This window comes from Halohasta salina (assembly GCF_024178165.1).
GTDB classification, from domain to species: domain Archaea; phylum Halobacteriota; class Halobacteria; order Halobacteriales; family Haloferacaceae; genus Halohasta; species Halohasta salina.
Window position 1 is genome coordinate 451870 of sequence record NZ_JAMZIE010000002.1, and the last position, 18057, is coordinate 469926.

The following is an 18057-nucleotide window of genomic DNA, read 5'->3' on the forward strand; positions in this document are numbered from 1 at the left end:
CGGTAGGAGGCGGCTACCGATGGCGGCAGCCGCTATGCTCGGCATAACAAAGCCGACCGCCCTGCGGCCTCCGGTACATGTATCGGACTCCTACCGAGTCGCCACCGCGAGGTGTCCGGTGACGCTCAGTGACTCGAACGATGCCGACGGTCGGCTGCCCACAGCCGAAACCGTCCCGATCGACATGGTGGCGGTCGTCCTCGTCGTCGCCGCCATCGTCGGGCTCTACGCAGTCGGAGCGGGCCGACCCGTTCGGTTTCTGGTGGCGGTGCCGCTCCTGTTTTTCCTGCCGGGCTACGTGCTTGTCGGCGTCCTCTTCCCACGGAGCGGGCCACCAAGCGGTCGGGTACCGGCTGCCGGCGCGCAGTCGACGTCGACCGTCGGGGACCGATCACAGGTGGGGCTGACCGAGCGGCTGGCACTGTCGGTCGGGCTCAGCGTAGCGCTCGTTCCCCTGTTCGGGATCGGCCTCGAACTGCTGCCGGTGGCGGCGTTCGACGGCGCGATCCTCCCGGCGCTCGTCGTGTTCGTCCTCGTCGGGGCGGTCGTCGCCTCCGTGCGCCGGCTCCGGACGCCCGCCGTCGACCGGTTTCGGTTCCCGATCGATTCGATCCACGGGGCGATCACGGCGCCGTTCGACCCGGAGATGGCCCGCGGCGAGCGGCTCGCGACGATCGCGCTGGCGGTGGCCCTGTTGGTGGCGGTCGTGGCCACGGGCTACGTGTTCGCGGTGCCGCCGTCCGGCGAATCGTTCACCGACCTCCGGGTGATGACCGGCTCGCCGGCCGACCCCACCCTCGGCGAGTATCCCGAGGAGATCACGACCGACGGCGCGGAGCTGGTCGTCGGGATCGACAACCGAGAGGGGCGCCAGCAGACCTACACGATTGTCGTCACCGCCGACCAGCTCATCGAACGGACGGAGTCGGTGCGGCCGATCGAGTCGACCGAGCTGCTCCGCTTCGAGACCAGCCTCGATGACGGGCAGCGCCGGCTCCAGCCGATGACGATCACCCCCGATACGGGCGGGGAGTACCGCATCAGCTACTATCTGTACCGCGGGGTGGCTCCCGACGAAGCCGGCCCGGAGAGCGCCGACCGCCACGTCCACTTCACCACGCGCATGGTCGGCGATGGGGGATCGCCGGACGGCGAGCCTATCGACGGCGAGCCCGATCTCGACGGGACGGTCGATACCGACCGCGGGCGAACCGAACCGATCCCCGAGCAGCCGCCGTCGCTGACCGCCGATCGGTGAGCCGGCGGGTAAGGTGGCACCTACTGACCAAATGGACTCATAACAAAGACCGGCTCCCGTCTGTCGTCGGGTACTGCGACCGTGATGACCCCATCGCGGCTGCGAACACCTATGTATTTCACACAGACGCGTGTCGACGCCGGATCCGTATCGTGTACGGACAGCCCGCCGGCCGGGAGGCCGCAATGAGCCGGATCCCGATCGCCGACCCGGATATCGGCCGGGACGAACACCGCCGGGTGGCGGCAGTCCTCGAAGGCGGACGGCTGGCCGACGGCCCGACGGTTCGGGCCTTCGAGTCGGCGTTCGCCGACCGCTGTGGAGCCCCCCACGGGGTCGCCACATCCAACGGCACGACCGCCCTCGAGACGGCGATGCGCGCGCTCGAACTGGGGGCCGGCGACACGGTTCTCACCTCGCCGTTTTCCTTCATCGCCAGTGCGAACGCGATCCGACTCGCGGGCGCGTCGGTCGCCTTCGCCGACATCGACCCGTCGACCTACAACCTCGATCCGACGGCCGTCGAGGCGGTCCTCGAAGCGCAAGAGGTCGACGCCATCCTCGCAGTCCACCTCTACGGGCTGCCGGCCCCGATGGACCGGCTCCGGGAGCTGGCCGACGAACACGACTGCCTGCTGATCGAGGACGCCGCCCAGGCCCACGCGGCGGCGATCGACGGCCAGCCGGTCGGCTCGCTCGGGGAGGCGGCCTGTTTCTCGTTTTATCCGACGAAGAACATGACTACCGGCGAGGGCGGAATGGTCGTGACCGACGACGAGGCGGTCGCCGACCGGGCGGCCCGATGGGTCAACCACGGTCGGACGGAGACCTACGAACACGCCACCGTCGGCCACAACTACCGACTGACGAGCCTCGCGGCCGCCATCGGGCTGGCCCAGCTGAACAAGCTCGATGAGTTTACGGCCGCCCGCCGGTCGACCGCCGCGCGGCTCACCGAGACGCTGGCCGACGTCGACGCGATCGTCCCGCCGACCGAACCGGAGGGGTTCCGCCACGTCTACCACCAGTACACCGTCCGCACCGACGACCGGGAGGCCTTCCGGTCGTATCTCGACGAGGCGGGTGTCGACACTGCGGTCTACTACCCGACGCCGATCCATCACCAGCCGCCGTATGCCGACCACGAGCCGACCGCGCCCGAGGCGGAGGCCGCCGCCGAATCGGTGGTCTCGCTGCCGGTCCATCCGGGGCTCTCAGAGCGCCAGATCGACCGACTGACGACGATCCTGCGGGCCTACGACCGGCTCGAAGACCCCGTCGACGCCGGGCCGCCGGCGACCGCAGAGGGGGAGGGGGCCGATGACTGACCGACTCCCGGTCGGCGTGATCGGCGTCGGCAGCATGGGCCAACACCACGCCCGGGTGTATCAGGAGTTGCCGAGCGCCGAGTTGGTCGGTGTCGCCGACGTCGACGCCGAGGCGGCCGCCGAGACCGCCGCCCAGTACGGGACGACGCCGACGAGCGTCGACTCGCTACTGTCGACGGCGGCGGCGGTCTCGATCGCCGTCCCGACGCCCTACCACTACGACACCGCGATGGCGGCCATCGAGGCAGGGGTAGGGCTGCTGATCGAGAAGCCGATCGCAGAGGAGCCCGCCCAAGGTCGGGAGCTACTGGTCGCCGCCGAGGAGGCCGGTGTCACCCTGCAGGTAGGCCACATCGAGCGGTTCAACCCCGCGGTACGGACCTTGGAGACGGTCGCAACCGATCTCGACGTGATCGCGGTCGACAGCCAGCGGCTCGGCCCGCCGGCGGGCCGGGAGATCGCCGACGGCGTCGCCACGGACCTGATGATCCACGACGCCGACGTGCTGTTGTCGCTGGTCGACGAGCCGGTCGCCGACGTCTACGCCGCCGAGACCGCCGACGACCAGTACGTCGCCGCAACCGTCGCCTTCGAATCCGGCGTCGTGGCGACGCTGACCGCCAGCCGGGTGACCCAACAGAAGGTTCGGACGCTGTCGATCACCGCCGAGAGCTGCCGGGTCACCGTCGACTACATCGACCAGTCGGTTCGGATCAACCGCCACTCGCTGCCGGAGTACGTCGAGACCGACGGCGAGGTCCGCTACCGCCATGAGAACGTCGTCGAACAGCCGACCGTCGAGAACGGCGAACCGCTCAAAAAGGAGCTGACGGCGTTCGTCGAGGCCGTCCGAACCGGTTCGGAGCCGGTCGTCACGGCCGCCGACGGCGTCCGCGCGCTCGAACTCGTCCAGCGGGTCGAGGCCGTCGCCGAACGCGAATGATCGACGCACTGTTCGACGACCGCCGGTCGGGAGTCGACGGCGACGCGTTGGCCATTGAGCGGCTCGACGTGGCGGTCTACGGACTCGATCGGACCGGCCTCGCGCTGTCGGTGCTGTGTGCGCAGGCAGTGGGATCGGTGACCGCCGCCGACGCCGACGGGAGCCGGGTGAGCGCGGTCCGTCGCGGTCAGCCGCCGGCCGGCGGCCCGCTGGTCGCGTCGGCACTGCCCGACGAGATCGAGGCCGGCAGGCTCCGGTCGACGACCGACATCGCGGCCGCGGCGGCCGACGCCCGGATCCACCTGCTGGCGGTCGGTGCGGGGCTACGGACCGACGACACGCCGGACTGCTCGGCGCTCCGGTCGACGCTCCGGGATGCCGCCGCCGGCGTCGACCCCGGCGATATCGTCGTGGTGATCCCACCGGTACCGCCGGGGACGACCGAGGGCGTCGTCGCCCGGACGCTGGCTGACGGCGGGCCGTCGACTGAGGCGGTCGGATTGGGGGTGTGGGCGCTGCCGACCGATCGGTCGCTGCGGGCGATCCGGAGCGGTGACTCGGTGGTCGCCGGCACCGACGATCGGAGCCGAGAGGCGGTCGCCGACCTCGCCGGCGCGACCACCGCCGGCACGGTCTCGACGGTGCCGACGGTGGCGACTGCCGAGTGTGTCGACGCCGTTGAGCGGACCGCCGAAGAGATGTTGCGATCGCTGAGCAACGAACTGGCGGTATCGGCGGGGATCGACGCCGCGACGGTCGCCGAGTTGGTCTCGATGCGGGTCGACCGGCCACTCCCCGGTCCGGGTGTCGGTGGCAGCCAGCCGATCGGGGCAGGGTTCCTCCGGGATGCGGTCGCCGACCGGACGCCGCTGACCGACAGCGTCTACCGGTCGACACGGGAGTTCCCGCGGCTGATCGCCGAGACGGTTCTGGATGCGGTCGACCACGACCCCGAGGACGGAGAGACGACGGTCCTGATCGTTGGCGTCCCCGAGGCAGGGGCCGACGACGCCGCGGCGATGCCGCTGTCGTTGCTCGTCCGGGCGTTGACTCGGGCCGAGACCCGACCGCTGGTCTGCGATCCGGTCGCCGACCTTCCCCGGGGTCTCACCCCCCATGCGGTCTCGATCCGGGCGGCCAACCGGCTCAATCCTGACGCGGTCGTCGTGCTCGCCGACCGGCTGGTGTTCGAGGAACTCGACTGGGAGCGCTACGACGCCCCGGTCGTCGACTGCTGTGGGTCGGCCCTCGACGTCGGCGAGGACCGCCAACGCCTCGGTCGCCCGGATTCGCTCCGGAGCCGGTAGTCGGCTCCCGCAAGCGCCGACCGCGACGGACCAGTTATGTGCAGCCAAACGCCGGTAGTCACCGCCTACTGGGGGAGCGCCGAACGGGCGGCCGCGGCCCCGGTCCGGACGCCTAGGTTGACAGCCGGCCGCTCGCTCCCCGATACTGGCCGAGAGGCTGCCGTGGGGACCGCCACGGCCGCGTGTCGACCACCACCCGACCGCTAGCGGGAGCCGCCGGCCCGCAAGGTGGATATAACAATACCCACCGAACCCCGCAGAACGCGTAGTGGCCGGGCGTTTCAGTCGGCCAGAGACACCCATGTACAACGAACACACGGTCGCGGTCGTGGTGCCGGCATACAACGAATCCGGGTTCGTCGGGGAGGTGATCGAGACGCTTCCGGACTTCGTCGACCGCGTCTACGCCATCGACGATCGGTCGACCGACGAGACGTGGGCGGAGATCACCGCGACCGCCGCGACGGTCAACAGCGCGGCCGCGACCGGCGAGACGGCGTCGACGGAAGAGAGATCGGCCGTCGACGCGACCTCGACCGACGGCGGGGCGGCGTTCGACCGGCGGGTCGTCCCGATCCGCCACGAAACCAACCGCGGGGTCGGCGGCGCGATCAAAACCGGCTACCTGCGGGCCCGCGAGGACGAGGTCGACGTCACCGCCGTGATGGGCGGGGACGGACAGATGGACCCCGACTACCTCGAACGAATTATCCGGCCCATAACGACCGGCGAGGCCGAGTATACAAAGGGTAACCGGCTGCTCAACCGCGAGGACCACGCCGAGATGCCGCGGTTCCGGCTGGTCGGCAACCGGATCTTGACGCTGTTGACCAAGATCGCCAGCGGTTACTGGCGGATCGGCGACCCACAGATGGGGTATACGGCGATCTCGTTGGACGCGCTTCGGGAGACCGACATCGAGAACATGTACGAGTTCTACGGCTACTGCAACGATCTGCTGGTCCGGCTGAACGTCGCCGGCCACCGGGTCGCCGACGTCCCCTCGCCGCTGAACTACGGCGACGAACACAGCGACATCAACTATCTCACGTACATCCCCCGCGTCTCGCTCATGCTGCTGCGGACGTTCCTCTGGCGGCTCTGGTCGGGTCGCCGGACTGCCCGCGGAATGGCAACGCTTGTGTTGTACGTCGGCGGCGCTGCCGGCACGCTCGGCGGACTGGTGACCGGACTCGCCGACGACGATGGGTCGACGGCCAGCGCTCTCGGTGGGATCTTCGTGCTCTGTGTGGCAATGGTCTTCGACGGCCTGTTCAGCTGGCCGCAGAACAGCCGCGTCGAGCCCGAAGAATAGGTCGGCCGCCTTACTGTATCCGCTTGTAGACCTCGGCGGCCAGCGTCAACACCGGCGTCCCGCGCTGGAGCGTCTGGTAGGTCCGCAGTTCGGGGGCGAACTTCGCCTTGTACTTCGAGATGCGCTCGTTGTTCGCGCCGACCAGATCGTACCGTTCGAGCCCACGCTCGCGGGCCGAACTGATAATCGCCCAGTCGAGTAGATCGTTGACCGGGATCGGGGCGTCCATATCGCCCCAGCTCTGCCAGCCGTAGACGGTGTCGCCGGTTTCGAGGGTGATGTGGCCGCCGACGAACCGGTCGCCCCGGTGGCAGGCGTAGATCCGGAAGACGTCGTCGGGGAGTTCCCGCCAGAGGTCGACCACGAACTCCGGGGTGATCTCGAAGGCGACGTCTTGCTCCGCGTGGCGCTGCTGGAGCCGGCGGATCGTCCGGCGGATCTCGACGACGCCACCCCGAGAGATCTCGTAGGCATCGGCATCGGTGCCGGTGATGTTGCTGCGGGCGTCGCTGCTGAATGCCGCCAACAGATCGTCTTCCGACCGGTCGAGGTCGACCTCGTAGGTGTAGCGGGTCGTCGGCTCGAAGCCGGCCCAGACGAAGGGCCGGCTGTCGGTGTAGCCGGTGGCGGTCCGGAGGTGGACGAACGATGGGTCGACCGTCGCGTCGAGTTCGTCGAGACAGGCCGCAATAAAGCGGCTGTTGGTCTTCTCTCGGCGGCGCTGTTTCCCGTTGAGGGTTACCAAGGCGGGGCCGAGATAGCTGATCTTCTGTTTGGGCGGCGGCGAGAAGGCGGCGGTGACCGGCCCCTTCGAGAGCTCGAACAGTGGGAAGATCCCCACCGGTTCCTGACCTTTATAGCCGACATAGGGGTGGAGCCGCGCATCGGCGTAGTCCGCCATCACGCCGAGGCTCTCGGCGCGGTGAAACGGCGTCGCCTGCGGGCTCCGTTCGACCAGTTCGTTCCACGCATCCGGATCGTCGACGGAAGTGATATCGAGCACCATCTTACTCTAAGTAGCCGAGATCAGCGAGCCGCTGTTCGACCGCTTCGTCGTCGGTTGCCGTGGGTCCATCGGTGTCGAAGGCGGGGTACGATCGCCGCCCGACGGGGTCGACGACCGGCAACGGATCGCCGTCCATCTCCCGGTCGGTAGCCACGCCGAACGCCGCCAGAACCGTCGGTGCGATCTCGAAGATGTGCCCCTCGATCTCCCGTGGGTCGACGTCGTCGCCGGCGGCCATGACGAGCCCCTCGCGTTTGTGCTCCCACGGCTCGGAGGGAGGAGCGAACCACGATCCCCGGAGCGACGCCGAGAGGTAGTGGCCGAACCCCGCGGGGACGGTGAGGATGTCGGGGGCCGCATCGAGATGCGGGCCGTCGAACACCGCCTCCCGCGGGAGGACCTGCTCGAAACACGGCTCGCCGTCGGGGGTACGGACTGCCGACAACGCCTCGATGAGTTCGCCTCGAACCGACTCGTAGTCGTCGGGATCGACGACGCCGTCGGGCTCCCGGCCGGCGACGTTGAGCCGGACGCCCATCTCGGTCCGCGAGCGCATGTAGGCCGTCGAGGCGGCGAAGTCGACGCGCTCGCTGCTGGCCCGCACGAGCCCATCGGGAACCCAGGTGGCGACCGCCTCGGCGAGGCCGAGCCGCCGGAGCGCCGAGGCGATCCGCTGGCCGGTGAGACCGACCCCCGCGGCGAGTTCGAGGGCGCGGGCGGCCGTCGACGGCGGGCTATCGTCGGTGTGGTCGCGAAGCTGACTGCTGGCGAGACTCGACCACGAGGGCATTCCACCGTCGCCGGCGGTGGTCGCGGCGTGGCCGCGGTCCCGGAGGAACTCGTTGACCCGGAACTCCCGGTCCATCGGCCCGAGGCCGTGGTCGCTGACGACGAGCGTGAGGTCGGGATCGCAGGCCTCGATGGTCGCGCCGACCTCCTCGTCGACCGCCTGGTAGACCGCCTCGATGGCCGCCTCGTCGTCGGGATACTCGTGAAAGACGGTGTCGGTCTGCTGGAACTGGACGAAGCCGAAGTCGGGCTGACGGTCCGCGACCAGATACCGGAACGCCTCGCCACGCATTTCGATCAGTTCCCGGTAGCTGTCGACCCGGCGGTCCCGTGACATCTCGCCGGAGCCGACCTCGGCGTACAGCCGGTAGCCGCCGAGTTCGGCCTCCAGTTCGTCCCACGTGCCCTCGGGGTGGCAGGTGGGGGCCTCCGGGGCCATGTAGCCGGGGACGAGTGTGCCGTCGAACGGCCGCGGCGGACTCGTGACCGGCACGTTGACGACGACGCTCTCGTAGCCCGCCATCGACAACAGCTCCCACACCGCCCGGGCGTCGACCGCCGAACGGTTGACCACGTCCCAGTCGTAGCCGTCGAACCGGAGGAAGTCGTAGACGCCGTGTTTACCGGGGTTTTTGCCGGTGTACAGCGAGGGCCACGCGCTGGGCGTCCACGGCGGCAGCTGTGACTGCAGCGGGCCGACGGCAGCCTCCTCGGCGAGCGCGGCGAGGTTTGGGGCGACCCCCGACTCGATCAGTGGGTCGAGCACGCGGCGACAGACTCCATCCAGTCCGACCACGAGCAGCCGCAGCCCGGTGGTCTGGGCGTCAGGCATACGGTCGGCGGTCGGATGGCTGCGGCTTTGTTATGCTTCGCTTTGTCCATTCCCGCCGATCACCGGCCTCCCTACCCGCCCGCGCTGTCGACGGCGTCGCGGCGTGATCGCCCGGTCGACGGGACGGTGGCTGCCCGGTCGGCGAGCGGCCAGTGGCGAGCTATCGGCCGGCGTTACTAACCCCGCCTTACCGCGGCCGGTTCGGCAGGGATGGGTTCCGTCGACGCGCCGGAGCGAGACACGGCAGCCCGGAACCCGGCGGCCGGCGGACCGGCAGACAGCGGCTGGCGGCCGGCGGACCGAAAGGATCCTATAACAAAGCGGCCGCCACTGGAAGCCGCACCCGGTTCCACGGGCAGCGACTCGTGGGGCGAGCCATGAACGCACACGATGCCACATCGACGAGGGGCGGCCCCAGCGCCACCCACCGGGGAGGACCGTACCGATGAGTACCGAACCGCGGCTCGGCGAGGGCTGTGAGGTCGGCCCGGACGTCAGCCTCGGGGCGGCCAGCGAGGGCGACCCACCGACGATCGGCCGGGAGTCGACGATCCGCTCGGGGACGATCATCTACCCCGACGTGACCGTCGGCGACCGGCTTTCGACCGGCCACAACGTCCTGATCCGCGAGGAGACCACCATCGGCGACGACGTGACCGTCGGCACCAACACCGTCATCGACGGCGCGTCGACGATCGGCTCGGGGGTTAGCATGCAGACCGGAGTGTACGTCCCGCGGGAGACTACCATTGGCGACGACGTGTTTCTGGGTCCCCACGCCGTCCTGACCAACGACCCCTATCCGATCCGGCAGGACGTCGACCTCGCGGGGCCGATTCTCGAAGCCGGCGTCTCGGTCGGCGCGAACGCGACGCTGCTGCCGGATGTCGCCGTCGGCGAGGGCTCGTTCGTCGCCGCCGGGGCGGTCGTCACCGAGGACGTGCCGCCGAACCGGCTGGCGGTCGGCGCTCCGGCGACCCACCGCCGGCTGCCCGAGCCGCTACAGGGGGACAACGAGATCCGATGAGCGATCTCGGCCTCTACAACAGCGACCGCGAGGAATCGGCCCAGCGTGAGGCCCTGCTCGGTGGCGAGGTTCCGGTTGCCGTCTACGGCCTCGGAAAGATGGGGCTCCCACTGGCGGGCGTCTACGCCGATCTGACCGGCAACGTCGTCGGCGCCGACGTCGACCCCGCGGTCGTCCAGTCGGTCAACGACGGCGCGTGCCACGTCGACGGCGAGCCCGGACTCGCCGAGTTGGTCGACCGAACCGTCGAATCGGGCGCGCTTCGGGCGGTCGACGATCCCACGGCCGCCGCCACCGAGGCGCGGCTTCACGTCGTGATCGTCCCAACGCTGATCGACGACGGACGAGCCGATCTCACGGTCGTCGAGTCGGTGATCGAGGACATTGCCGCCGGTCTTCAGCCGGGGGATCTGATCGTCATCGAGTCGACCGTGCCGCCGCGGACCTGCGAGGACGTGGTCGTCCCGCGGCTGGCGTCCGACAGCGGCCTCCCAGCCGAGGAATTCGGCGTGGCGTTCTGTCCCGAACGCACCGAAAGCGGCCGGGCCCTCCGTGATATTCGGGGCTCGTGGCCGAAGGTCGTCGGCGGGGTCGATTCGGAAAGCACGCGCGCGGCGGCGCTGGTCTACGATCAGGTCACCGACAACGACGTAATCGCTGCCTCGGATGCGACGACCGCCGAGGCGGTCAAAGTCTTCGAGGGAGCCTACCGCGACGTGAACATCGCGCTGGCAAACGAGTTGGCGACCTACACCGACGCGCTCGGAATCGACGTGCGAGAGGCCATCGCGGTCGCCAACACGGTCGACGAATCCGACATCCTGCGACCGGGGCCGGGCGTCGGCGGCCATTGCATCCCCTACTACCCGTATTTCCTGTTCGGCGAGTTCGACGTCGACAGTCCGCTGCTGCGGACCGCCCGCGAGGTCAACGACGAGATGCCCGCCGTCGTCGTCGGCAAACTCGCCTCGCTGCTGGCCGACCGCGGTCGGTCGCTCGACGACGCGTCGATCCTCGTGTTAGGCGGCACCTACCGCGCCGGCGTCGCCGAAACACGGGCCAGTCCAGCCATCGGTATCACCGAGACCCTCTCTGCCAACGGGGCGGCAGTCGACATCGTCGATCCGATGCTCGATTCCTTCGACGAGTTCAACGCCACGCCCGTCTCGCTGGCCGATATCGACGCCGACTACGACGGGATCGTCCTCGTGACAGCCCACGAGGCGTTCGAAGCAATCGACTGGGCGACCTTCGACGACCCGATCGTCGTCGACACCCGCGCAGTACTCGACCCCGAGACGGTCGACCACGAGGTGTACACGATCGGTGGACGGGGTGGGGTCGACATCGCCACGCGGATCCGTGGTGGACCGGCAGCCAGCGGCCCCGCGGACGCGGCCGCCACCGACGGGGGTGGCGAGTGATGGTCGCCGATTTCGGCGACGAGGCCTACGCCGCCTTGCTGGATGCGGGCCTTGATGCTGGTTACGAGTTTCTCACCGTCAGGGAGTACCTCCGGACCGAGGAGTTGCCCGAGCGGTTCCTGATCGTCCGCCACGACGTCGACCGCAAACCTCGGAACGCCCTCCAGATGGCCCGCACCGAGGCGGTCCGCGGGGTGTCGACGACCTACTACTATCGAATTATTCCGAAGACGTTCCGCCCCGAACTCATCCGCCGGACTGAGGCGCTGGGCCACGAGGTCGGCTACCACTACGAGGACCTCGATTCGGCCGACGGGGACCGGGAGGCCGCCCACGCGTCCTTCGCCCGCAACCTCCGTCGGTTCCGGCGGCTCTGTTCGGTCGACACCGTCTGTATGCACGGCAACCCACTGACCGCCCACGACAATCGGGATCTGTGGTCCGGCGACCGAGTATACGCCGACTACGACTTGGTAGGCGAGGCCTACCTCTCGATGGATTTCGAGGACGTCACCTACTTTTCGGACACCGGGCGGACGTGGAAGGACGGTCCGCTCAAGGTCAAGGACCACACGATGGGCGAGGGCGACAAGCAGGTGCAGGTCGACTCCACGTGGGAGCTGATCGACCTATTGAGTGCGGGCGACGACCTATTGAGTGCGGGCGAGGTCGACCGTGCCTGCCTGCTTGTCCATCCCAATCGGTGGGCGGGCTCCTACGCCGAGTTGGTCGCCGAACGCACCAAGGACGCCGCGACGAACGTCGTGAAGTACGGCCTCCAGCTTCGGCCATGATCGACGACTACAACTTCGCGCTCTGTCTGACCCACGACGTCGACCGGCCCTACAAGACGTTTCACGCGCCGCTGTATGCGATTCGGGATCGGGACCCCGAACATCTCCGGTCGCTTTTGCCCGGCACCAACAGCTTCTGGACGTTCGACCGGATCATGGAACTGGAAGACGATCTCGGCGTCCGGTCGGCCTTTTATTTCCTCTCCGAGCAGCGACTGTGGGATCGGCCGCCCAGTGAGTGGCTGACGAAAGACGGCTGGCGGCTGTTCGCCGGTCGCTACTCGCTGGACGATCGCCGGATCAGGTCGCTGATCCGCGAACTCGACGCGGGCGGCTGGGAGGTCGGTTTGCATGGCTCCTACGAGTCGCCGACCGACCGCGAGCGGTTGGCCGCTGAAAAACGCGCTGTCGAGCGAGTCCTCGGGGAGTCGATTCGGGGCGGTCGACAGCACTACCTTCGGCTCTCGGTCCCCGAGACATGGAGCCATCATCGGGCGATCGGCCTCGACTACGACTGTAGTCCGGGGAGCGCCGAGCGCTACGGGTTCGAACACGGCTACGGGATCAAGCGGCCGTTCGACGACTCGTTTGTCGTCTTCCCGCTGACGCTCATGGAACTGGCCCTGCCGAACGTCGAGACCGATCTCGAAGGTGCATGGCGGGAGTGCGAGCAGTTGCTGGCGGAGGCAGTCGACAACGAGGCGGTGATGACGGTGTTGTGGCATCCGCGATTTTTCAGCGAACTCGACTTTCCGAACTACGCGGAGCTGTATCGTCGGCTTATCGAGCGTGCTCGGGAGTTGGGCGGCTGGGTCGGGCCACCCGGCGAGTACTACGAGCGACTCGACCACCCGAGGCCGTCGATAACGCCGCGACACCCCGGATAACCTGTCGATAACAAAACCGTCGGCTTGGGTTTCTTCGGTCGATTTCAGCATGCGAATCGAACGACTCACGCTGACCGACTGGGACGACGTCCTCCCCGCCCGTGGTTTCGAACCGTTCCATACTGCCGACGCGCTGTCGGTACTCGACGACCACGCGAGTGGTCGACTCCACCTGTTTGCGGGCTACAATGGAGGGAATCCGGTCGCGCTCCTCCCGTTGTTCGTCCAGCGACGGGCGGTCGGCTCGATCGTAACCTCGCCACCGCCGGGGTTCGGCGTGCCCCGACTCGGACCGATTTTGATGCCGGCCAGCCCGAAACGCAGCAAGGTCGAGCGGCTCAACCGGCGGTTCGCCGAGGGGATCGTCGACGAACTCTCGCTGGACGACTCGCGGACGCTGTTCCGGATGATCGGCAACACCAACTACACCGATCCACGTCCCTACCGATGGGCCGAGTTCGAGGTCGAGACCGCCTTTACCTACCGGCTCGATATCGACGGCCACTCGGCCGACGACCTACTGGCGAACTGCTCGAAGAGCCTTCGGCGGGAGATCCGGGACGTCCGTGAGTCGGCAGTCACCATCGAGCGGGCGGGGAGTGAGGGGACGAAGGCGATCTACGACCGGACCGCCGAGCGCTACGCCCAACAGGACGAACCGTTCGACCTCTCGTGGTCGTACGTCCGGGACCTCGTCGAGGCCCTCGACGACCGCGCACGAAGCTACGTCGTTCGGGATCCCGACGGCGCGTTCCTGAGCGGGATCACGGTGCTGTACTCCAACGACGCCGCCTACTTCTGGCAGGGCGGCACGCGTGGCGAGTACGACGGGACGACGGTCAACAGCGCCCTCCACTGGCGGATCGTCGAGGATCTCGTCGACGAGCCGCCGGTCGACTCGATTACCGCCTACGATCTGATGGGCGCAAACACCGACCGGCTCTGCCGGTACAAAAGCAAGTTCGGGGCCACGCTCGTCCCCTACTACACCATCGAGTCCAACGGGCCACAGATGGCGCTGGCGAAGCGTGCCTACCGCGCGATTTCCGGCTGACCCGTTTCGGGCCGATTCTGTCGGCCAAGCTGCAGTTATACCATCCGTCTGTGTGACGTGTGGACGCGACCGTTCGTCCGCCCGTTTTGGCCACACCATAACAAAGCCGGTCGTCTGCGAGGCGCTGACAGTATGGACGTTCCTGACGAGACGGAAATCGTGTACACGAGCGTGTCGACGCCCGGCCACCACGTTTTGAAGACGCTCCTCGATGAGGGGGTACCGATCACCCAACTCGTTTCGATCACCCCCGAGATGGGCGCGGCTGCCAACGTGGCGAAGTACACCGATTTTTCGGGGATCGCGGCGGCCAACGACCTGCCGATCTACTACCCCGAGACCTACAGCATGGACGAGACGGACGTCGACTTCTTCGAGCAGTTGGACGCCGATCTGATGATCGTCAACGGCTGGAACCGGATCATCCCCGGCGAAGTACTGGAGACCTTCGACCACGGCGTTCTCGGCAACCACGGCAGCGCCTTCGGCCTCCCCAAGGGACGGGGACGGTCGCCGCTGAATTGGTCGCTGATCGAGGATCTCGACCGGTTTCTGCTCTCGCTGATCCGCCTTGACGCCGACGTCGACGCCGGGGCGGTCGCCGCGACCCGAAAGTTCGACATCACCGAGTTCGACACCATCCAGTCGCTGTACTACAAGGTCAGCCTCGCCGTCGAGGAGATGTTGTTGGCGGTCATCCCGCCGATCTGCCGCGGCGACCACGAGTTCCACTCCCAAGAGGGCGAGCCGACCTACTACCCCAAGCGGACCCCCGACGACGGGGCGATCAACTGGGAAGAGCCCATGGACGCGATCTACAACCTCGTACGGGCAGTGACCCAGCCGTATCCCGGCGCGTTCACGTTCCACGACGGCCAGCGCGTCGACGTCTGGTCGGTCAGGCCGTTTTCGACCGACTTCGGATTCGACGCTGCGTCGGGCGAGATCCTTGCGGCGTTCCACACCGACGAATTCGTCGTTGCGACGCCCGACGGCTCGGTGCTGGTCACCGAGTGGGCCGCCGACGGCTGGCGACCCGAGGCGGGGATGGTCTTCGAGTCCGCGGGCGACCACGATCGGGTCGACGGCATCGAGCAGAAAGCACATCTGACCGCGAGCGACGATGACTGAAAGCATCCAGTCGCCGGCGGAGCTCTCGTCGCTCGACTACCGCCTCGAGAGCTATGCGGGGCTGCTGCGGTCGTTTCGGGAGGCGGGCTACGAGTTCGGCTCCTTCGAGGGCGGCCGGCCCGCGCCCGGCGAGATCCTGCTGCGGCACGACGTCGACCTCTCGCTGGATCGGGCGCTGGCGATGGCCGAACGGGAACGGGAACTCGGGGTGGCCTCGACCTACTGTGTCCTGTTGTCCGCGCCGGTCTACGACCTCACGCGCCCGCGGAACCTGCGGCTGCTCGGGCGGATCGTCGACCTCGGCCACGACCTCGCGCTCCACTTCGATACCCACCGCTACTGGTCGCCTACCGCCGATCCGGGGCGAGCAGTCATCGAGGCCAAGGCCACCGACGAACTCGACGTCCTCGGACGGCTCGTCGGCGAGACGCCGTCGACGGTCTCCTTCCACATCCCTCCCGAGTGGACGATCGACCGATCCTTCGAACCGTTTACCAGTACTTACGCCCCGGCGTTTTTCAGCGAGATCGGCTACCGCTCGGACTCCAGCCAGAAGTGGCGGTCGACTGATCCGTTCGGCGACACCCTCCCCGAGCGGTTGCAGTTGTTGGTCCATCCGGGGCTGTGGCACGCCGACGGCCGGCCGATGGGCGAGATCGTCGACGAGCGCCGCCGCCGATGTTACGGCCGCGTCGACGACTTCTTCGATCCCTTGGATGCGGCCGCCGGCGAGCAGTAGGAACCGGCTACGGAGGGCCGACACACCGGTAGCAACTGCCTACCCGCGGCGAACGGCGACAACCACTCCATAACAAACCCGGCCTCCCGTCTCGGGCCGTCAATGAACGACCAGAGAGCCGACACCCCGACGTCGACCGAGCTCGGGCCGACCGGCGAGTCGATCCTGATCACCGGCGGAGCCGGATTCATCGGCAGCCACCTCGCGGCGGCGCTGGCGGCCGACAACGACGTGACGGTGCTCGACAACTGCGCCGGTGAAGTACCATCGAGGCTCCCCGCGACGGTCGACGTCCGCCGCGGGGACGTTCGTGAGGCCTCGATACGCGACGCGCTGGTCGCCGAGGCCGATATCGTCTACCACGAGGCGGCGCTGGTCAGCGTCGAGGAGTCACTCGAACGACCCGCCGAGAGCCACGGAACGAACGTCGCGGCGACCGTCGACCTCCTCGATACCGCACGCAAGCACGGCACTCGAGTCGTCTTCGCCTCCAGTTGTGCGATCTACGGCGATCCGACCGGGGTCCCGATCGACGAAACCGAGCCGGCCAGCCCGCTGTCGCCCTATGCGGTCGACAAACTCGCCGCCGACCACTACGTCCGGGTTTACGGCCGCCAGTACGACTTCCCGACGGTTGCCCTCCGATACTTCAACGTCTATGGCCCCGGCCAGCGCGGCGACTACAGCGGGGTGATCGACGCCTTCGTCGAGCGGGCGCGGGCCGACGAACCGCTCGAAGTCCACGGTGAGGGCGACCAGACGCGGGATTTCGTCCACGTTTCGGATATCGTGCGGGCCAACTTGGCGGCGGCGGTGACGCCCCACACGGGGCGCGCCTACAACGTCGGCACCGGCCGGGAGACCTCGATCCAGGAGTTGGCGGAGACGGTCCGCGACCTCGTCGACACCGACGCCCCGATCACCCACACCGATCCCCGCCCGGGCGACATCAGCCGGAGCCGGGCGGATCTCACTCGGTCGACCGAATGGCTCGGCTACGAACCGACCGTCGAGCTGTCGGACGGGCTCAAGACGGTACTCGACGCCTAATTCGGGGGCGGCGAAACCCGATCCTGTCTGCCGGTCGGCTGCAGTGTAGCCGCCGACTACCGATCGCCCACGGTAGTACGGTGTGGCTATCGCTGACCCGTAGGAACTACTTACACGCTTGTTGTATCAGTAAACTGTACGTGAGATTTATACAATAGGTCTCACAATGTTCGTGTGCAGAGAAACGAACCGATGCGACACCCCACAGACGACACGTTCCGCCGAGGTCCCCAGCGCGTGCCTGACGCGGCCACTGCCCCCCATGCTCGCCGGTTAGACCGTCGCTACCGACGGTTCGACCGGCGCTCCGGCCGCACCACGGTACCCACATTCCGGAGGAACTGTCAGCCCGCCGCTGCCGACGACGCCAGTAGCACCTGCATAAACAGGCACTACTGTTGATGTCGGCGGGTGGGCCGACGGCCCGCCGGGGTGGAACGCTCGGCTGTCGACAGCACACGGTCGAAGCGATCGGGCGCTGGCCCCCCGCCGTAACCCGATCATCCCCCGCTGCATCCGTGACACATGAGTTCACAACTAGCCCCCACAGAAACGACACAAAGTACCGAGACAACGACCCCCACACCGACCGACGGCAGCGACGAGATGGGCGCGGAGTCGCTCTCGTTGGACCTCGTCTTCGAGGTCCTCAAAAACGAGCGCCGCCGCCGCGTACTCGCCTACCTTAGGGAGCACGACGGCACGGTCTCGCTGAGCGACGTCGCCGAGCATATCGCCGCCGTCGAGAACGAAAAGCCCGAGACGGCTCTGTCCTCACAGGAACGCAAACGGGTCTACGTCGGGCTCTACCAGTGTCATCTGCCGAAGATGGACGACACCGACGTCATCGAGTTCGACGGCAACCGCGGGACGGTCGCACTCGGAGACAACGCCGAGCTGCTCTACCCGTTCCTCGAAGCCGAGGCCGACCAGCGCCGGCCGTGGCCGACCTACTACCTCGGCCACACCGCGCTCAGCCTCACCCTGTTCGGGGCTGTCCTCCTCGCGGTCCCGTCGGTAGCGACCCCCGTCTTCGGTGCGTCACTGCTCGGGTTCGCCGCGTTGGGAGTGGCCCATCATACGATGAGCTAACCCCACATAGTCGAGAGCAACACACCCACCGAGGACGTCGACCCTCGTCTTCCATGGTCGAGATCTACCCGATCGATCTCG

At 67.9% G+C, this 18057-nt stretch carries 16 protein-coding genes; 14 read left to right on the plus strand and 2 right to left on the minus strand.

Annotated features, from left to right (window positions below):
* The first annotated feature begins 118 nt into the window (after positions 1–118).
* From NKJ34_RS06365 to NKJ34_RS06385, 5 genes are all read left to right on the plus strand, one after another.
* Complete coding sequence (locus NKJ34_RS06365) at positions 119–1258, plus strand: DUF1616 domain-containing protein (RefSeq protein WP_253737444.1); 1140 nt, start codon at positions 119–121, stop codon at positions 1256–1258.
* Between the two features lie 185 nt (positions 1259–1443).
* Complete coding sequence (locus NKJ34_RS06370) at positions 1444–2586, plus strand: DegT/DnrJ/EryC1/StrS family aminotransferase (protein WP_253737445.1); 1143 nt, start codon at positions 1444–1446, stop codon at positions 2584–2586.
* Entirely contained in the window at positions 2579–3529 is a 951-nt protein-coding gene (locus tag NKJ34_RS06375; RefSeq protein ID WP_253737446.1) for a Gfo/Idh/MocA family protein, read from the plus strand. Before NKJ34_RS06370 ends, NKJ34_RS06375 begins: the two co-directional genes overlap by 8 nt.
* The gene (locus NKJ34_RS06380; protein ID WP_253737447.1) at positions 3526–4836 is read left to right on the plus strand and encodes a Rossmann-fold NAD(P)-binding domain-containing protein; all 1311 of its coding nucleotides are present in this window, start codon (positions 3526–3528) and stop codon (positions 4834–4836) included. Before NKJ34_RS06375 ends, NKJ34_RS06380 begins: the two co-directional genes overlap by 4 nt.
* 301 nt (positions 4837–5137) lie before the next feature.
* Positions 5138–6151 carry a glycosyltransferase family 2 protein gene (locus NKJ34_RS06385; protein ID WP_253737448.1) on the plus strand — a complete coding sequence of 338 codons (1014 nt, stop codon included), beginning with the start codon at positions 5138–5140 and terminating at the stop codon, positions 6149–6151.
* 10 nt (positions 6152–6161) lie between these two features.
* On the opposite strand, the gene NKJ34_RS06390 is transcribed toward NKJ34_RS06385, so the two are convergent.
* Positions 6162–7157: a GNAT family N-acetyltransferase gene (locus NKJ34_RS06390; protein WP_253737449.1), complete on the minus strand. Its 996-nt coding sequence runs from the start codon at positions 7155–7157 to the stop codon at positions 6162–6164.
* A 1-nt stretch (position 7158) separates the two neighbouring features.
* Positions 7159–8778, minus strand: a complete 1620-nt coding sequence (locus tag NKJ34_RS06395) for an alkaline phosphatase family protein (protein WP_253737450.1) — start codon at positions 8776–8778, stop codon at positions 7159–7161.
* A 445-nt stretch (positions 8779–9223) separates the two neighbouring features.
* Here NKJ34_RS06395 and NKJ34_RS06400 point away from each other — a divergent pair, with 445 nt between their 5' ends.
* From NKJ34_RS06400 to NKJ34_RS06440, 9 genes are all read left to right on the plus strand, one after another.
* The gene (locus tag NKJ34_RS06400; RefSeq protein WP_253737451.1) at positions 9224–9805 is read left to right on the plus strand and encodes an acyltransferase; all 582 of its coding nucleotides are present in this window, start codon (positions 9224–9226) and stop codon (positions 9803–9805) included.
* Positions 9802–11229: a nucleotide sugar dehydrogenase gene (locus NKJ34_RS06405; RefSeq protein ID WP_253737452.1), complete on the plus strand. Its 1428-nt coding sequence runs from the start codon at positions 9802–9804 to the stop codon at positions 11227–11229. The genes NKJ34_RS06400 and NKJ34_RS06405 overlap by 4 nt, the downstream gene beginning before the upstream one ends.
* Positions 11229–12023: a hypothetical protein gene (locus NKJ34_RS06410; RefSeq protein ID WP_253737453.1), complete on the plus strand. Its 795-nt coding sequence runs from the start codon at positions 11229–11231 to the stop codon at positions 12021–12023. The genes NKJ34_RS06405 and NKJ34_RS06410 overlap by 1 nt, the downstream gene beginning before the upstream one ends.
* A complete protein-coding gene (locus NKJ34_RS06415; protein ID WP_253737454.1) occupies positions 12020–12910 on the plus strand; it encodes a polysaccharide deacetylase family protein in 891 nt (296 codons plus the stop codon). The genes NKJ34_RS06410 and NKJ34_RS06415 overlap by 4 nt, the downstream gene beginning before the upstream one ends.
* A gap of 49 nt (positions 12911–12959) precedes the next feature.
* The gene (locus NKJ34_RS06420; RefSeq protein ID WP_253737455.1) at positions 12960–13964 is read left to right on the plus strand and encodes a GNAT family N-acetyltransferase; all 1005 of its coding nucleotides are present in this window, start codon (positions 12960–12962) and stop codon (positions 13962–13964) included.
* 132 nt (positions 13965–14096) lie between these two features.
* Positions 14097–15095 (plus strand): methionyl-tRNA formyltransferase, encoded by a 999-nt coding sequence (locus tag NKJ34_RS06425; RefSeq protein WP_253737456.1) that lies wholly within the window; start codon positions 14097–14099, stop codon positions 15093–15095.
* On the plus strand, positions 15088–15834 hold the full coding sequence (locus NKJ34_RS06430) for a polysaccharide deacetylase family protein (RefSeq protein WP_253737457.1): 747 nt from the start codon (positions 15088–15090) through the stop codon (positions 15832–15834). The genes NKJ34_RS06425 and NKJ34_RS06430 overlap by 8 nt, the downstream gene beginning before the upstream one ends.
* Before the next feature lie 102 nt (positions 15835–15936).
* A complete protein-coding gene (locus NKJ34_RS06435) occupies positions 15937–16884 on the plus strand; it encodes an NAD-dependent epimerase/dehydratase family protein (protein WP_253737458.1) in 948 nt (315 codons plus the stop codon).
* Positions 16885–17409: 525 nt separating this feature from the next.
* Positions 17410–17976: a DUF7344 domain-containing protein gene (locus NKJ34_RS06440; protein WP_253737459.1), complete on the plus strand. Its 567-nt coding sequence runs from the start codon at positions 17410–17412 to the stop codon at positions 17974–17976.
* The last annotated feature ends 81 nt before the right edge of the window (positions 17977–18057 follow it).

What these genes read in the sequence shown, in the direction of transcription:
- NKJ34_RS06425 (WP_253737456.1), top strand. Translation starts at nt 14,097, where the DNA reads ATGGACGTTCCTGACGAGACGGAAATCGTGTACACGAGCGTGTCGACG.
- NKJ34_RS06380 (WP_253737447.1), top strand. Translation starts at nt 3,526, where the DNA reads ATGATCGACGCACTGTTCGACGACCGCCGGTCGGGAGTCGACGGCGAC.
- NKJ34_RS06390 (WP_253737449.1), bottom strand. Translation starts at nt 7,157, where the DNA reads ATGGTGCTCGATATCACTTCCGTCGACGATCCGGATGCGTGGAACGAA.
- NKJ34_RS06405 (WP_253737452.1), top strand. Translation starts at nt 9,802, where the DNA reads ATGAGCGATCTCGGCCTCTACAACAGCGACCGCGAGGAATCGGCCCAG.
- NKJ34_RS06415 (WP_253737454.1), top strand. Translation starts at nt 12,020, where the DNA reads ATGATCGACGACTACAACTTCGCGCTCTGTCTGACCCACGACGTCGAC.
- NKJ34_RS06375 (WP_253737446.1), top strand. Translation starts at nt 2,579, where the DNA reads ATGACTGACCGACTCCCGGTCGGCGTGATCGGCGTCGGCAGCATGGGC.
- NKJ34_RS06410 (WP_253737453.1), top strand. Translation starts at nt 11,229, where the DNA reads ATGGTCGCCGATTTCGGCGACGAGGCCTACGCCGCCTTGCTGGATGCG.
- NKJ34_RS06395 (WP_253737450.1), bottom strand. Translation starts at nt 8,778, where the DNA reads ATGCCTGACGCCCAGACCACCGGGCTGCGGCTGCTCGTGGTCGGACTG.
- NKJ34_RS06440 (WP_253737459.1), top strand. Translation starts at nt 17,410, where the DNA reads ATGAGTTCACAACTAGCCCCCACAGAAACGACACAAAGTACCGAGACA.
- NKJ34_RS06385 (WP_253737448.1), top strand. Translation starts at nt 5,138, where the DNA reads ATGTACAACGAACACACGGTCGCGGTCGTGGTGCCGGCATACAACGAA.
- NKJ34_RS06400 (WP_253737451.1), top strand. Translation starts at nt 9,224, where the DNA reads ATGAGTACCGAACCGCGGCTCGGCGAGGGCTGTGAGGTCGGCCCGGAC.
- NKJ34_RS06435 (WP_253737458.1), top strand. Translation starts at nt 15,937, where the DNA reads ATGAACGACCAGAGAGCCGACACCCCGACGTCGACCGAGCTCGGGCCG.
- NKJ34_RS06420 (WP_253737455.1), top strand. Translation starts at nt 12,960, where the DNA reads ATGCGAATCGAACGACTCACGCTGACCGACTGGGACGACGTCCTCCCC.
- NKJ34_RS06370 (WP_253737445.1), top strand. Translation starts at nt 1,444, where the DNA reads ATGAGCCGGATCCCGATCGCCGACCCGGATATCGGCCGGGACGAACAC.
- NKJ34_RS06430 (WP_253737457.1), top strand. Translation starts at nt 15,088, where the DNA reads ATGACTGAAAGCATCCAGTCGCCGGCGGAGCTCTCGTCGCTCGACTAC.